Raw genomic sequence first — 16,699 nt, 5'->3', positions numbered from 1 at the left:
TATTAATTTAGACAAATGCGTAAGGCACTACTCCTGTTGGGTTTACTTTTATTGGCTTCCTTTTCGGAAACGGTTAAGGCTAAAAGCCATGCCTATTTGTCGACTATTTCAACCCCAGCTGAGCCTTCGACATTGTTGAAATCCTGGCGCATGGAGAGTGAGGATTTCACCACTTTACATGAGCAATTGAATAAAGACTTTTCCAAGCTGGGCAGGACCAAAAAAATGGTGAAAAACATATTTTATCGCTCTCATCAGCGGATATTTCGTAACTATGAGCAATTTAGTATGGTTCAAGATACATTTACTTCTGGAGCTTATGACTGCGTTAGTGGTTCGTTGATTTTGTCCGGACTACTAGAATACTTTGGTTTTGAATTCGACATAATAGAGACCACCTATCACGTTTTTTTAAAAGTGGAAGTCGCAAATGAGGAAGTAATATTGGAGGTAACTGACCCATTAAGTGGTTTTATTCTGGAAGACGATGCCCTTAAAACCTATATGGCCAAGTTCTATACCGGAGAGAATATTACCAGTCCATGGGGTGTTTTAGCAAGCATTGAAGAACCAAATACTCCTGCAATTTTCAGGAAGATAGACCTCCAAAGCTTAGTTGGCCTTCAATATTTTAATCAGGCTATCAATCATTATAATAATGACAATGAACTTCTCGCCTATCAGTTCAGTGTCTCTGCCCTAAAGATGTACAAATCGGAAAGAATTATAGGGTTTTCAGCATTTTTGAAGCAAAATTTATCACTGTCAGCTTCTCGATAAAATTACTGTTGATCCGCCACGGCGGACAAAATCTCCAAAGCCTGTTTTTATTGCGATTGCAACACTCGCTAGCATTAAACTGGCTGAAAAAAATATAAAATCAAGTAAGCACCCGACAGTCCTAAAATTTTAAAATCTAAGGCAATAAAGAGGGACAAAGGGGGATTTATCCGTAAATCTGCTAATGTATAAGCCTAGGATAAAATAACATTTCCGTAGTAATCTTTCTAGATTCAACCTTGATAACAAAAAAAATGCTTCCCAATTTTATCAGGAAGCATTTTCAAGTGTGCTTTTATTTTTACTTATCTTTTAGCACCTCGCATTTATCATAGTTTGGATCTATATCGATAAACACTTCTTCTTTAGCCAATACAAACCAATTGGCTAATATATCTTCTTCTTTTTTTCTTCTGGCTGCAGCCTTTAATTTTTCATAATCATCTGCAATGTTAGCCCGATGTGCAGGGTATCGGGCTTTGTAAAATAGAATTCGTACTCCTGGCTCAGACCTTCCGTTTCTAGGGTCTACATCGTCAAACCTAACGGTTGGAGTAATGTCGCCTATTTCCATACTATCCAAGGTAAAAAAGAGTATAGGGTCTTCCAAGGTCCTTGAGGTTAATCTATTGGATCCTGTCGCAGGGTCTGTAAAGAACCCTCCAGCATCTGAAGTTTCCCTGTCATCTGAATTCTCCTTGGCGGCTTTTGCAAAAGGTATTTTCTCATCTATGATCTGCTGACGAAGGCTATCCAAGAACTGTTCTGCCTTTACAAGGTCCTCTTCAGATGGCGTTGGAATCATTAATATATGCCTTGTATTAAAAGTATTGCCTCTTCTTTCAAGTAATTGAATCATGTGGAACCCAAACATGGATTCCACTGGATCACTGATTTCTCCTTGTTTCAACGCAAAAGCTGTAGCTTCATATTCAGGCGCCAATTCTCCTCTCTTGAAAAAACCCAGGTCACCTCCTTGAGGGCCGGATCCTGGATCCTGAGAATATTGTCGCGCCATGGTTGCAAAATCAGACTCGCCGCTAAGGATTTTTTCTTTGATCTCTGCCAATTGCTTGTATACTTTGTCTTTTTCAGATTGGCTGACTTCTGGTTTTTTCACAATCTGTCCAACAACCACCTCTGAGGAGAAAAATGGAAGTGAATCTCTGGGAATTGAACTGTAGAATTTACGCACATCATTTGGAGAAACTTGTAGGTCTTGCGTGATAACACCCTGCATTTTCCCAACCACCAATTGTTCTCTTACAGCTTCGTGAATCTCGCTTTTTAATTGGTCACCTGTTTTACCATAATTTTCAATTAGCATTTCTTCATCACCTCCGAATTGTTGAAGTACCATATTGAAACGCTGATCTGTTTGGATGATTACCTCAGCTTCAGAAACGATCACAGAATCAATTTCTGATTTTGCCATCATCATTTTGTTAATCAGCAAGGATTCAAACACCTGACATCTTGAAGGAATCTCAAAGCCTTGTTGGGCTTGTGAAGAGGCCTCCAAATAGGCTTTTTGAAGATCGGATTCCAAGATAATGTAATTGTCTACTTTGGCGATGATCTTATCCAATACTTGCCCAGTTGGCTCTTTTTCTTTCTTTTTTTCTTCAGGACTGGCTTCTTCTGTATTGTCTTGTGCCAGAGCCATTTGGAAAACAGAAAGACCTAGCACCACCAGTAAGCTGAGGCTTTTGGTCAATTTATTCATATATGGTAAACTCATTGTTTTTAAGTGCATTATTGTAAATATCTCTTTTTAATTTTTCGGCTATCTCAGCTCTCCTTTTATTAACGATGATTTTTGAAATCTCGTCTTTTACAAACTCTAATGGTGGCACCTGATCCTGAAGCCTGTATTCCAATATCTTGAAATAATAGGAATAGGTTTCGTCATCAACATGAATCAACTTTTCGTTACGGAGCAATTGAACGTGGTTGTTGTTTTTAGTCAATGGGGTGTTTAAGATAATGTCATCAAAATTGATCCAAGTGGAATCCTCCATGAAATAATTGTTGGCATAGCGGATAGCAAAATCCTTAAGCTCTTCTTTCTGGCTTTCCTGGCTACTGTTTAGCAAGCGTTCCAACTGCCTCTTGTTTGGAATGTCCTTTTCAAGCTTTAGAAAATTGGTACGGACAATTATTTCCTTTAAGGCGAAATTCTGATTATTAGAAGTGTAATAGGCATCTATTTCTTCCTGAGTTACCTCTTTGTTAAGGGTCTCTTCTACAAAACTTTTTTCATATTCATACGCAATTAATGCATACCTGTAATCCAGTAATTTTCTGTTTATCTCCGCCTCATTAATGGTCAGATTTTGACTTGCCTCCCGAATAACCAGCTGCTTTTTTATCCAACTCTGAACATAGCGATTGATCAATTCTACAGAATCCATGTCTGGAGACATTTCCTTACCTATGTGGTCTATGTCTGAATGGTATAAATTAGCATTGCCAACAGTGGCCACAAGCATATCATCTGTCTCCTCTTGATCATTCTTCATCTTGAACAAATCACAGGAAGACACGAAAAGCATAATGCCACACGCGACGACTAGTTTATTGAACAAGAGACTGGTATATTTTTTCTTTTTCATCCTCATTGACTTGGATGGTGTATTTTTGTTTTAATTCAGTAAGTAAATTTTTTTCAAGGTATTGTTGATAATCCTGTATGAGTCTTCCCCTCGTCTCTTCATATCTCTTTTCTCTTTCAGGCAATATTTCCCCAATTACCAGTAGAATAGTTTCGTTATTTTGATCAATTTTATGATAGGACTGGTTAAGATCCAATCCATTAAAGATTTCATTGTTGTCAACTTCGTAGGTTTTTTGCTCAACAGTAAAGAGCAAAGCATTCTTTTCAAGAAATTTTTTGCTTAATTCTGAAGACAAGCTGTCAGTGAGAGTCCTGGAACTCAGATAAGCCGCAACATTGGAAATATCCTGGGTTTTTTTAGCTTTGAGCATCAATGCCTTTACACGTTTATTCCACATGTACTTGTTATTGTTTTCTCGGAAGTAAGCCCTTTGGCCAGTGCTGTCCTCCAATGCTTTTTGCCATACCTCATTGTTCATGAGTTCAAACAACAGCATGCCATACCTGTATTCATTGACCAGCTGTCGGTAGTCATGGTTGTTTTGATAGAGCTGTTCCTCTTCCCATTTTGACAATAACTCCTCAGAAAAGTCTTTATAAACAGCATCAAATGAAGCGGTAAACAGTGTGCTCCCTTGAGGATGGGATGTTTTGAGAAAAACAATCAAATCTGCAATTTCCGCCTCTTTCCATTCGGATTGTATAATTACATTGTTTTCCTTTTTGGATAGTTCTTCTAGTTTAGAATACAGTTGAGCTGTAGGTTTTTCATTGTTGCTTGCAAAGGTAGTTTTAAGAAGTGAAAGGAGCTGACTGTTTTCAGTGACCTTAAACTTTGCCTTTTGCATGGCTAAAACTTGCTCTTTTATTAAGTTGGACCGGCTGTCTCGCAGTATATTAGATTTTATCGTAGGTAAAACTTCGTTAAAAGGCGGTACTGGTTTAGCTCCTTCTAAGCGAATGATGTGGTAGCCATATTCTGTTTTTACAGGAGCTGAAAAAGCCCCTACTTTGTTAAGAGAAAAGGCCGCATGCTCGAATTCAGGAACAATAGCACCAACTCCAAACCAAGGAATAATTCCCTTTTTAACCTTACTACTAGGGTCTTCGGAATAGGTCTTCACCAAGTCCAACCATTGATTGGCATCCTGAAGAAGCGTTTGATGAATTTGATTGATTTTATTCAAGGCGATTTCTTCTTCGGCTACGCTTACATTTGGACCAACCCGAATTAACAGGTGTGAAACGCGTAATTGACCAGGGTTTGGTCTACGATCTTCCAACTTAATGATATGGTAGCCGAAATCTGAAACAATAGGTGCAGAAATTGCACCAATTTTCAGATTGTAGGCAGCCTCTTCGAAGGGCAAAACCATTTGCATGGCTGTAAAATACCCCAAACTTCCTTTGTTTATACTAGCTGATGGATCATCGGAATATTTTGCTGCCAGCTGATGGAAATCAGCTCCGGACTCTGCTTCAGCTTTTATTTTTTCAGCCATCTTATAGACGGCTATTGAATCCTCTTTGGAGGCGTTATCCGGAAATTCGAAAAGTATATGGCTGGCTTTCACTATTTCCTGCATCCTACTATACGCTTTTCTTAATTCGCCTTCAGTCAGCGAATTTTCCAGCAGATAGGGTTTCTTTAATTCATCTTTGAAAGCAGCAAATTCGGTCTTGAATGCCTTCGTTTGGTGCATTCCCAAATCCATTGCGTATTTCACTTTGAGCTTGTAGTCTACAAATAACTCAAAATTATGTTCAAAATCAGCTTTGCTTATAGGGCCAGTATCCTTCTGACGGTTCTTATTTAGAATATAAAGAAATTCCTCTCTATCAGAGGTTTCTCCATTTATTTTTAAAAGGTAGTCCGATAGTGGATTTGCTTCCTTGATGGCATCAGGAACCGGAGTGGCACTTGCAAATAAAATTCCTAACAAAAGGAAATATATATGCTTCAAATTCATAGGACAATTGGTACAATTTAATCTGCAATGTTACAAATTTTACCCCACAATTCGGGTTGTTGACTCGGATAAGTCACGGGATTTAACATTTATTTGGAATTGAGTTTCTTTATGAGGCGACAGGTGTTAATAGAATGATTGGTTTCAAATTCTATTTTATCCATTATTTTCCTTACCAATAACAATCCCAGCCCCCCTTTTCTTCTCTCTTTCATTACAGAATTTACTTCGGGAGATTTGTATTCAATTAGATTAAAGGCTTTTCCTGAATCGGTTATCTCAAAAATGATCGTTTCCGCATTTAAATGCACATTAAGCAATAAAAAACTGTGTGGGTCGCAATCATGAGAATGAATCATAAGGTTGGCACATACTTCTTCTACTGCCAATATCAACTGATTTTGGCTTATGTCATTTAATTTGGCTGGAACAAGGGTCTTTGATATAAAGGACCTTAATTCTGCCAATTGACTTTTTTCACAATATAGCTTCAATTCATGCTTCATGGAGTGATTTTTCAGCTTCTTCTCGTGTGTCTTTTATATTCATTAATTGGTCCAAGCCCAGAATATGAAAGACATTCATTACTTTTTCATTGAGTCCGTAAATAATAAACTGGATGTTTTTTTCATTAAAATCTTCTAAGTAGGACATGAACACTCCTAAGCCTGCAGAGGAAATGTATTGTAGCTCATGGGCATTCACTAAAATATTTTTGATGTCTTCATCTAGAACTTCTTGAATTACCTCATCCAATTCCACTGAATTGCTGGCATCCACTTCTCCTTCAAGGCTAATGATTAAATAACCTTCTTCACCCTTTTTATTTATAGTTAACATATTCGATTATACGTTTTAAGCTTTTTTTAGTTTATGCTTTGAATTTGATGACCAAAATTGAATAATCATCATCGGGTAAAGTCTCTCTCCCGACAAAATCATAAACTTCTTCTACTATCTTTCTTTTTATTTCCAATGCTTGAAAATCTTTTAACCCATCCAAAAGCATTCTTAATTTATCATAACCAAACTCTTGGTTGTTTTTGTTTTTTGCTTCAACGATGCCATCGGTATACATGACCATAACATCTCCCGGTTGGTATTTTAAATATCCTTCTTCCAAGTAGTTTTCATAGCCATCGTTTCTAACGATACCTAAACCCATGCCTTTGATGTTTAAAAAGCGGGAAATACCTTTCTCTTTTGAATAATATAGGGTAGGACAATGGCCAGCCCTCGCAAAGTTGATTTCTTTAGTTAAGGTACTGATGGTGTAATACGTAGTAGTTATAAAGTTGTTTTTTTCCAGGCAACGGCTTAGGGCATTGTTGGCTTTGGATAAAAAGTCTTTTGGTGGGAGATTTAATTGTACCAAACTATGAAACACTCCTTTCATTTGTGACATATTGAAAGCTGCAGAAGTTCCTTTTCCAGAAACATCCCCGATAATCAAGGCAAAATTATTTTTATCAAAACGGTAGGTTTCATAATAGTCTCCGCCTACTTCATCTGCAGCAGCTGAAAATCCATCTATTTCAAAGCAGCCATTGTGATGTAATTCGGAAGGTAAAAGGCTACGCTGTACTCTTTGGGCAATTTCCAGTTCTTCTCTGTACCGTTCATTTCGGATGGCTTCATTGAGAAGTCGGTGGTTTTCAATCGAAATTGAAGTTTGACCTGCAAAGGTTGAAATGATATTTATCATTTCTTTGTTGAAACCATCCTTGACTTCTTTTAATAGAAAGATGTCGCCCAGTTTCTTTTTATTTGCCGATACGGGTAGTACCAGTACAGATTTATAGATCTCATGTGGAATCTGTCCATATAGGTATTCGGTTCGGTCGGTAGTTTGTCCATTGAAGTAGGCCGCAAAAGGTGCAGCCCTTTTTAATAAGGTCATCACTTCCTGACGTTCTCCATTGCTGATAAATTTCTGCAATTGTATTTTGGACGATTGTTCGGGTTCTGAGGGATAGAGTTCAAGCCAAGCGGCATCTACATAAGCTGCACTCATACAGCTGTCCATTAATATATCTAAAACCTGCTCTTCATTTTCACCTGGTTTTATGGATTGGCTTAACTTTTGGAAACTGATGGCTTCTGTTAGCTTTTGCTCAAATACTGAAGAAGTTGGTAAGTTAAACAAGGTTACCAATGAACTGAAAACTGCATATAAGAGCACGAAAACAAAAAGGCCAAGCAGGAAAAGATTTTCCGATAGATTAATAAAGTGAATGTTTTGCTGGGTGTAGGAGACCAGCCGGAAAAAGAGGTAGACCGTGCAGGCAATAATTATCACCAAAAATAATATGGATTTCCATTTTTCTCTAAAAGTGAGATAAGGAATCCATTTTAGATTGATAGAAAGAATGGCACCATAAATGATCAAAAAGATCAGGCCAAACATAAAGCCGTAATTAAAACTCGCTTGGCTGATCAGAACAAAGAACATGCTGATCAGTAGAATGACCTCATAGGCTTGCCACTGTTGAACGATGGCTTTACTTTTTTGGTAAAGGATCAGGTGTTTCCAACTCAAAGTCGTTGAAATAAGGAAGATCGAAACTACGGCAAAGTTTATATGGTAGAAAAAATTCTTCAGTAGAGGGTCCTCGGACAATCGAGAATCTCCCAGAAGGTAATAAAAGAAAATTATAAGGAAGGAGGTACCAGTTGCCATTAAAGCCGTGGAAGCGGCCCTCCAGATAAAGAAGATGAAATTGCGGTTTTGATTTTTCTTTATGGCGTCATTGAAAAAAATATACAACCAAATAAAGAAGAGGATTTCAAGAATCCAAGTAATTTCTTTGCCAATCAAACCTTCCATTTGATTGATTTCACCAAATACTCTAATCAAATTGACAAGCAATAAGGCTAGCCATGAGAGGACGGCTAGCATAACATAAATTTTGCCTCGAGGTATTTGTGGAAACTTCAACATAGAAAATCTTACAATAATAAAAATAGAATACCAGAAACCATCGGTAACCGCAAAAAACTATGTATGATTACACTAAATTATTTAGCACTCGATTTAAAAATGTTCAGTTTAAAGTGCCAAATAGTCTCGGGAATTCATCCAGATTCTAGACTTTTTCTTCCCAAATAGCTATTGAATTTGGTAATAATGGGGGGCTACCCTTTAAAAGTTACCAGATACAACCAGTACAAGGTAGTGAAAAAACAGCTCTTTATTAAAAGCCAACTGTCTTTACTAATAATAATGTCATTTCTGGATTTAAAGAAAAAAAATCCGGCTTGATTAGTTTTAAAAACTACCTAGCCGGATTGATTATAAAATTGGTCAATAAAAGGTTTTCAACCTTATGACTCATTTAAGCCGTTCTTTTTTCCAAAGACTCTTTTAATTTTTTGGCCACAATTTTGTCTTGGCCTTTTTCAAGCATAAATACCGTTAAACGCAAACTTTTTGGTTCTTCCCAATCAATTGATTCTATGGATGGGTTACCATCACGTAAATCTCCTCCAACATCTTTGGCAGAGAATCCATGATCACTTCCTTCCCAGCTGATTTTAAGGGAAGGGTTGTGATTGGCAACTTCAGGCACTACAACTTCAGTAGTAATTCCTGGAATGTCTGATATAGCCTCATCGATAAGGGCCACTCTATCTTCCCAAGTTTGCCATATCTTGTCGTGGTCTCTGTTGATAAAAGTTTCTAAGGCCATGTACATGCCTAGAATTTCTTCTTTATTCACTTTCTGTCCGCGACCGATATTTCCACCTCTTGGAGGTGCACTTAGTCTGGCGGCTTCTATCAAATGTTTTTTACCCATCAAAATACCCGCACTTTGTGGACCGGCCATGGCTTTTCCACCAGAAATAGCCACCAAGTCAAAACCCATGTCATTAAACCTCCATAAATTTTCTACTGGAGGGACGTCAGCAGCGATATCGTTCATGGTAGGAATACCATGTTTTTTGGCGATAGCGATCCATTCTTCATGTTTGATTTGACCTACTGGTGCTTCTCGATTTAAAAACCACATCATGGCAGTTTTTTCGCTAATAGCAGCTTCCAGCTCTTCCTTGGTTTCAATCATTATTAATTTTACCCCCGTATTGGTAAGGGCATGATGGTATCCATTGGCGTGACTTTTTTGGAGAATTACTTCCGTTTTCATTCCAGTTCCTTCCAAAAAAGGCAACTGACCTGCTTTTTTGGCATCGTTTCCTGTTAGTACTCCAGCCATTCCTAAGACTAGCGCAGACCAGCAACCAGCCGTAACCATAGCTCCCTCAGCATGGCAAAGACCAGCGATTTTTTCCCCAACTTTGTCTTGAACATCACTAAGCATCACATATTTTTTGGAAGCCATATTAATGGTTTCCATGACTTCAGGAGGCATCAAAGAGGCAGTCATTGAAGTATAATTTCCTGCTGCGTTGATAAAAGTTCTTAAACCTAATTCTTTAATTAAATCTCTTTTTGCTACGGCAGCTGCAGTTGATGGTAAAGTATCTGCCAGTAAGGTACTGCTACCTGCTAACCCACCCAAAATTGGGAGTGAAGCCAGGCGTTTGATTAGTTTTCTTCTAGATATCATGATATTGTTAGTGTGATTATAGGCGTATAATTTAATAATTATCAATGGGCTTTTTAAATTTAGCTTGAAAAATATATTAATTTTGAAAGTAATAGGCAATTTGGTGGGTTTAACGGTAATGCCATTGTACTGATTTATTACCCTTTACAAGTGAATCTTAGAAAAAATGTTAAAAAAGAAACAACCTGCAATTACCAATGAAATTAAACTCTTGGCAAAAGTACTGTGGGATTACCATAAGTTAAACCATGCCTTAGAAAAGGCAGATGCCATAATGGTGCTTGGTAGCCATGACACCAGGGTAGCTGAAAGAGGAGCCAGTCTTTGGCTGGATGGAATCGCAGAATACTTGATTCTTTCAGGCGGGCTAGGGAATTTCACCCTTGGCCTATGGGAAGAGCCGGAAGCAGACAAGTTTGCAAAAATAGCCATGGAAATGGGTGTGCCCGAAAGCGCCATTATTGTCGAAAATCAGTCAACAAACACTGGAGAAAACATTCAGTTTACACAAAACATACTAGAAGAGAGAAATCTCGATTTTCAAAAGTTCATTATTGTTCAAAAGCCTTATATGGAAAGGCGCTCTTATGCCACATTTAAGAAGAATTGGCCAGAGAAAATGGTGTGGGTGGCTAGCCCTGAAATCCCCATTGATAGCTATCCCAATGCTGAGATTTCTATGGCTGTAGTGATCCATTCCATGGTAGGAGATTTGCAGCGAATAAAGGAATATCCCAAGCTAGGTTTTCAAATTGAGCAAGAAATTCCTCATGAGGTATGGCAAGCTTTTGAACAATTGGTGATTTTGGGATTTGACCAACACCTTATCAAGTAATTGGCCTGATGAAAAAGCTGGGCTTCGATGCTTTAATTATTTACCCAAAGCTTCTTTATAGGTTTCTAATGCCCTTTCCCTTGCTTTTTTATGCTCAATTATAGGTGCTGGATAGTCAGGAGTTCCATATTCTGGAATCCATTTTTGGATGTATTTTTTTTCTTTGTCAAATTTGGTCATTTGGGATTCTGGGTTGAATATCCGAAAATAGGGTTGTGCGTCCGTACCAGTGCCAGCAGCCCATTGCCATCCTCCATTATTGGATGACAATTCAAAATCAAGCAGTTTTTCTGCAAAATAGGCCTCCCCCCAGCGCCAGTCAATCAATAGGTGTTTGGTAAGGAAACTTGCGGTAATCATCCTTACCCTGTTGTGCATGTACCCAGTGCTATTAAGCTCCCTCATACCTGCATCTACCATTGGGTACCCAGTTTCCCCTTTGCACCATTTGCTAAAGGCATCTTCATCATTCTTCCACAAGATGCGGTCATATTTTTCCTTAAAGGAAGTGTCAATTACTGTAGGCTTATGGTAAATGATCATCATGTAAAACTCCCGCCATATTAATTCATTGAGATAAGTCCCATTTAGTTCGATAGCTTCCTGGACAAGCCGACGAATGCTAATGGTTCCAAAACGTAGATGAATTCCCAAACGGCTAGTCCCTTGCTTAGCGGGAAAATTTCGGGTTTTGTCATAATTTTGAATCAGTTTTTCATCTATCTCCAAGGCAGGGATTTTCACAGGGCTCTCTTCAAATCCAATCTCTTTAAGAGAAGGGACTGGTAATGGTTCCGTTTTGTAAAATGACTTTTTCCTGCCATCTAAATTGACTAGACTTAATGTAAGGCCTTTTAGTTTTTGCAGCCAGACTTTACTGTAAGGGGTGAATACTTTGTAAAAACTACCTTCATTATTGGTGATTTCATCCTTTTCAAAAATCACCTGGTCTTTAAAATCATAAAAAGGGATGTCCTTGTCTGCCAAGAATTTCTCCACGCTTTCATCCCTTTGTCTGGCATAAGGCTCATAATCACGGTTGGTGTATACATTTTGGATATTGAATTCTTTCGTCAATTCACTAAAAATGGACACTGGTTTGCCTAGTCTTACCAAGATGGAGCTGTCATAATCTTTTAATGCTTCATGAATTTCATTGACCTGTTCGAGAATAAATTGCACCCTAGCATCTTTTTTATTTTCCAGCTTATCAAGAATTTCTTCATCAAATATAAATAGGGGCAGAACGTTTTTCTCATTTTCGTAGGCCATAAACAACCCTATATTGTCTGTAAGCCTGAGGTCTCTTCTAAACCAAAATATTGTCACTTTATCCATATTACAATAATCAAAAAATGCGCAGATTGTTTAGAGGGCTCAAGGATTTTCTTTGTCGATTATATTAATTATGGGTCTTGTTTCTTTTGGATCCGGTTTGAATAGTTCGGGAGCTACCTCATCCAGGTTAATATTGAAATCACCTCTCAGGTATTCATCAGAATCATTGATGTAAAGCGGTTTGCTTCGCTTAAAATTTTGGAAAAGCTCTCTAAGAGAACTGAAAAGCAGGTTTTGAGAAATAGAAACCCCATAGGTGTTGGGAGCACGGTTATTTATGTTTAGTGCCGTTAAGGTGTTGAAGTTGTTTCGGTTATAAACCCTTACGCGATATTGCCCATTCTCTGTCAAAAGATATTCGGCTTGCCAATCCCCAGCAATTGTATTGAGGTCGGCATTGCCCTGAAGATCTGTAAATCCTCCATCTCTGGTGACACGCAACCTACCGTCAAAAAAGGTATAAGCCACTCTTATTTGAAAAGTTTCCAGTGCTGATTCATCAAGCCCCATAAGATCAAAATCTATTTCCAGGTTCTCATCCACCTGAGCGACCAGGTTATTGAGTTGAGAAGAGATCAATTGGCTGAGATTAGAAAAACCGATGCCTGTACTGTTAAACTGTCCTTCTGGTGAGAACCTCCGTAACATGATTAAGGAAAAAACCTGTCGGTTTTTTTCCTGTTCGTCGTTGGCGATTCTATTTTTGAAGGCAGAAATGGTAGTTTGCAATTCGCTGTCTTCAGGGAATTCCGAAAAGTCAAAATCAAAGGAGATGTCAGGAGACAATAATTCCCCTTCAAGATCCATAATCACCTTGACAGGAAACCGCCTTCTAATTTGACTGTTTTCAAGGACACTGGTGCTGGCGTTTGTTTGGAGGGAAGTAAGAGATACGTTTTCTTGATAGATAGCAGAAATATCCATAACTCCTTGATAGGGATCTCCATACCAATTGATAATCCCTCCCGGTTCAATCAAAAACTTCTTGTTGATCACATTGTACAAAGAAAAATTATAAAGGGCATCTACTATTTCATAGTTTCCTGTCATAGTGAAATTTCCCTGGGTGTCAATGTTCATATTGAAAACACCTTTTCCCCGACCTTGAATGTTTTCTCCGGTTTTGGGATCAATTTGGATTTCGAGATAAGCATCCGGCGTAATGTCAAGATTTAGGTTCATCCTGAGATTATTAATTGTTAGCTTGTCGATGGTTTCTTCAAATTCAAGTAGCTGTGTTGTATCTCTAATATTGATAATATTAATAAAATCTTCCTGTGCTTGCCCGTTGGATTCCCCTATAGGAATGAAAACTTTAGTATTGGGTTGGGAGGTTGCATTTGCGGTAAGATCCAAGTTGTTGGCGGCTCCGAATACACTGATATCCCCGGTTGCATAGGCTGTTCCAAAGAAAAGATCATTGTCTGATGCATTGGTATTCATCACCTGAAAATTGTTAATCTCAGCGGTAAGGTCTAGAATAAAATTATCAAAATTATCGTGGGTGATTCCTCCTCTTAGCCCTGCAATATTGTTATTGATGTCCCTTAATTCTAAGCCTCTGAAACTAATGTCATTTGGTTCGAAAATGATGTTGCCATCTACCATGTAGGTCGTGTTGAGGTAATTGAATCTGAAAGTAGCCCCGTCCAATTTGCCTAAACCTTCTACTATGGGACGGGTGATGGTACCCCCTACCTTTAAATCTCCATTTAGCTTTCCATCTATATTGGTCAAATAATCTGCTATGAATGGCTCAATTACGGAAAGCCGGGCATCGGTAAAGCGGGCGTTTAATGCCATTTCTCTTTCTGCATTGCCCAAATCCCCTGAAAGATCAATTACTTCTGCACCGTTCCTAATGTTTTGAATAGATAGATTGACCGCATCGTCTGAATAGAAAGCGTTTGCCTCAATTTCGCCTACCAGGAATTTGTTGATATAAATATCCCTGATGGAGATAGCTCCTTTCATTCCTTTTTTATTCCATCCTTCCTTCAGTTGTATTTTCCCGTTGGCTATGCCTTCATATTCTCTGAGCCCAAAGGAGTTAAGGAAGTCCAGGTTAAGCTCATTGATGTTGATCTCCATTTTATCTTCTGGATTGTGATTGATCTTACCATCAGCAGCTATGAATTCGTTGTTATGGAATATTTTTATTTTGTCAAATTGGGTTTCATCGGCTTTGATGCTAATACTGTTTCCTTCTTCGAATTGCCAATAATCATCCAATAATTTGATTTCTGAGGGAGAGAATTTCACCAGCGTATTGTCAGGTGATAAATTAATCTCTGCCCCTATGTCAAAATGGCTTTCTGTAAGTAACTGATCCAGGTAGAAAGAAATGTCCAGCTTGGACTGGTTCCATATTGTTTCAAGGGATAAATTATGAAAATTGAAGCCAGAATTGAGCTGAATCTCTTTTGACAATGCATAGAAGGAAGCCAGAACCTCATTGCTGTCTTTGTATTTAGCAGTATTCAAGTCAATATTATTATCGATAAAGTAGTTGTTGCCGTAGTATATAGTATCTATTCCACTGTAAAAGTTAAATACGGTATTTTGCTCCGTCTGATAAAATGCCCCTTCCACCTGCGTATTGTTTGAAATAAATAGCATTGGATCGATTAAATTTAAAATCGGGTTTGCGTCTCTTAGATCAACGGTTATGTCTATTTGATAGGGATTGATTGGCGAAGTTTTAGCAACCTTCGATCCTGAATAGTTATTCGTTAATATCGCATAGTAATTTTTCCATAGTTCCTTCAAGTCATCGCCCAACTGTTTTACCTTAAAATTACCACTGATGCCAGCTACAAGGAGGTCAGAATTCAAGGAGATTACACGGGAATTGTCAGTGAAAAGCGATTGAAAAAGGAAATAATCAAGAAAAAGGTCACGGCCATCATAGCTGACCAACACGTCTCGGAATCTGGCCACACCTTCAATGTCATCCAGGGTAATCCCCTTTGTGTCCAGTTCAAAGTTACCACTGAGAAAAATGGCTTGATTGGAAAGGTTTATTTCATTTAAAAATGCGGTATCCAGGTCTAAGACCAGATTGGCAGAATCCTTGTTATTTCTTAAATCCAACATCCCATCGACATCCATTACAAGGTTTGGATCATTGACAGTCATTTTACCGGCAAATAAATCCTTGGCGAAAGTTGCTTTGGTTTGTATGTTTTTGAAGTCGTAATGGTTGATGCCTAATTTGCTAAAATTGGCATCCAGTTCGATGATTGCAGATGAAACACTAAAGCCAGATCCCTTGATCTGTCCTTTAAAACTCGTTTTTTGGAAGTTTTCACGGTCTTCCATCAATATGCCCAAGTCCAAATTCGTCACTTCTAACTGGCCTTTATAGGTTGGGTTCCCGTCTTGTTTTAAGTAGTTAAGCGTGCCATTAAGCCGCCCTATTGCGGTTCGGAAATTGCCTTTAGCAGTAAAATCGGAAAGCTGGCCTACGAAGTCAGAATTAAAGCGAATAATGCCAAATTTGTTAAGCTCTTTTCTTGCCTGAGGGGTCACATACCTATAGAGATCGTCAGGGCTCATCGTGGAATTGATCAGTGAAAGTTCGAAATAAGTGTCTGACACTTTTGGCAATCCCTTGATATTAAATTTTCCAAACAAAGCACTTTTATCTCCAAACCTTAAAAGGAGTTCATCGGAATAAATGGAATCTACTCGGCCGTCCACTTGTCCACTGAGGTATAGTCTGTCATCTATTGCTGGGATGTTGTCAGAAAAGTACCCCAAGTCTCTGATGTCTAAGACTGCTTCGTCCAAATTCGCTAAAATTTCCACTTTTCTATTGAAGTCACGCAAGTCAGTAGGTGAATCAAACCTGAATTTCAGGTAATTTTTAATTTCTGTCTGGTTGGATTTTAAGTAGAGGTCTTGGAACTCCATACCTGTGCTGGAATAGGTGAAGTTGGTCTGTAATTGTTGGAAAACCATTCCTGAATTGGCCTCAATTCCTTTCATGTGTTTCAGGTCAAATGCCACCGTGTCCCTTCTGACATAGAAGTCTGTAGCACTTGCCACCAAATCCCTAAATTGAAGATTGCTGTAATCAAATTTTATATCGAAAGGGGGTAGGGTATAATCCACGATATCCAAAGAGGTTTTAACCAAAGAGACATTGCCAATTGTAAAAGTGGAAGCCTTTAGTGATTTTTTTTCTTTCTTTGGAATGAAAATTTCCCGGACGCGAGTAAGGAAGACAGAAATATTTAATCCTTCTCCGTCGGGGTGGGTAAGGATCCGGACTTTTCCATTGTTAAGGTTAATTTCATCAAAACCCGGCTGTTCAGTGTCCATTAGTCCCTTTACTGAAAAGTCAATGTAAACCTCGTTGAGATCCATCATCAAACTGTCTTGCAAATCCCGAATGGTAACTTCTTGCAAGCTGATGGCATCCCACCACCTGATATTTACACGACCTATTTCTGTTCTGTACCCGGTTTCTTTGCTAATATGGTTGGTGACGAAACTGGCCAAGTAGGTTTGCAATACAGGGATCTGTAACAATAAGGTAATTGTTATCAAGATTATGAGCAGGTAGCTCATGATCCTAAACGTCCTT

The 16,699-nt window shown here is 38.4% G+C and carries 11 protein-coding genes; 2 read left to right on the top strand and 9 right to left on the bottom strand.

Annotation, left to right across the window (positions count from 1 at the left end; all coding sequences use genetic code 11):
* The first annotated feature begins 15 nt into the window (after positions 1 to 15).
* On the top strand, positions 16 to 780 hold the full coding sequence (locus tag AAC073_RS11085; protein WP_339923898.1) for a hypothetical protein: 765 nt from the start codon (positions 16 to 18) through the stop codon (positions 778 to 780).
* Between the two features lie 301 nt (positions 781 to 1,081).
* On the opposite strand, the gene AAC073_RS11080 is transcribed toward AAC073_RS11085, so the two are convergent.
* From AAC073_RS11080 to AAC073_RS11050, 7 genes are all read right to left on the bottom strand, one after another.
* Positions 1,082 to 2,521 (bottom strand): peptidylprolyl isomerase, encoded by a 1,440-nt coding sequence (locus tag AAC073_RS11080; RefSeq protein ID WP_339923897.1) that lies wholly within the window; start codon positions 2,519 to 2,521, stop codon positions 1,082 to 1,084.
* Complete coding sequence (locus AAC073_RS11075; protein ID WP_339923896.1) at positions 2,499 to 3,395, bottom strand: peptidyl-prolyl cis-trans isomerase; 897 nt, start codon at positions 3,393 to 3,395, stop codon at positions 2,499 to 2,501. Before AAC073_RS11075 ends, AAC073_RS11080 begins: the two co-directional genes overlap by 23 nt.
* Positions 3,358 to 5,367: a peptidylprolyl isomerase gene (locus tag AAC073_RS11070; protein ID WP_339923895.1), complete on the bottom strand. Its 2,010-nt coding sequence runs from the start codon at positions 5,365 to 5,367 to the stop codon at positions 3,358 to 3,360. Before AAC073_RS11070 ends, AAC073_RS11075 begins: the two co-directional genes overlap by 38 nt.
* 89 nt (positions 5,368 to 5,456) lie before the next feature.
* Positions 5,457 to 5,873: an ATP-binding protein gene (locus AAC073_RS11065; RefSeq protein WP_339923894.1), complete on the bottom strand. Its 417-nt coding sequence runs from the start codon at positions 5,871 to 5,873 to the stop codon at positions 5,457 to 5,459.
* Complete coding sequence (locus AAC073_RS11060) at positions 5,863 to 6,207, bottom strand: STAS domain-containing protein (protein ID WP_339923893.1); 345 nt, start codon at positions 6,205 to 6,207, stop codon at positions 5,863 to 5,865. The genes AAC073_RS11065 and AAC073_RS11060 overlap by 11 nt, the downstream gene beginning before the upstream one ends.
* Positions 6,208 to 6,238: 31 nt before the next feature.
* Positions 6,239 to 8,308 carry a GAF domain-containing SpoIIE family protein phosphatase gene (locus AAC073_RS11055; protein WP_339923892.1) on the bottom strand — a complete coding sequence of 690 codons (2,070 nt, stop codon included), beginning with the start codon at positions 8,306 to 8,308 and terminating at the stop codon, positions 6,239 to 6,241.
* 394 nt (positions 8,309 to 8,702) lie between these two features.
* Positions 8,703 to 9,935, bottom strand: a complete 1,233-nt coding sequence (locus tag AAC073_RS11050) for an aminotransferase class V-fold PLP-dependent enzyme (protein WP_339923891.1) — start codon at positions 9,933 to 9,935, stop codon at positions 8,703 to 8,705.
* A 166-nt stretch (positions 9,936 to 10,101) separates the two neighbouring features.
* Between AAC073_RS11050 and AAC073_RS11045 the strand changes: the two genes are divergently transcribed.
* Positions 10,102 to 10,770: a YdcF family protein gene (locus AAC073_RS11045; protein WP_339923890.1), complete on the top strand. Its 669-nt coding sequence runs from the start codon at positions 10,102 to 10,104 to the stop codon at positions 10,768 to 10,770.
* Positions 10,771 to 10,806: 36 nt separating this feature from the next.
* Here the strand turns inward: AAC073_RS11045 and AAC073_RS11040 are convergent, their stop codons facing one another.
* Together AAC073_RS11040 and AAC073_RS11035 are read right to left on the bottom strand one after the other, a co-directional pair.
* The gene (locus tag AAC073_RS11040; protein ID WP_339923889.1) at positions 10,807 to 12,108 is read right to left on the bottom strand and encodes a deoxyribodipyrimidine photo-lyase; all 1,302 of its coding nucleotides are present in this window, start codon (positions 12,106 to 12,108) and stop codon (positions 10,807 to 10,809) included.
* 39 nt (positions 12,109 to 12,147) lie between these two features.
* Positions 12,148 to 16,683: a translocation/assembly module TamB domain-containing protein gene (locus AAC073_RS11035; RefSeq protein WP_339923888.1), complete on the bottom strand. Its 4,536-nt coding sequence runs from the start codon at positions 16,681 to 16,683 to the stop codon at positions 12,148 to 12,150.
* Positions 16,684 to 16,699: the final 16 nt, after the last annotated feature.

It is taken from the genome of uncultured Cyclobacterium sp., assembly GCF_963977555.1.
GTDB lineage: Bacteria > Bacteroidota > Bacteroidia > Cytophagales > Cyclobacteriaceae > Cyclobacterium.
Note: the sequence above shows the minus strand (reverse complement) of the source record. Positions and strands in the feature narration are given on the sequence as shown.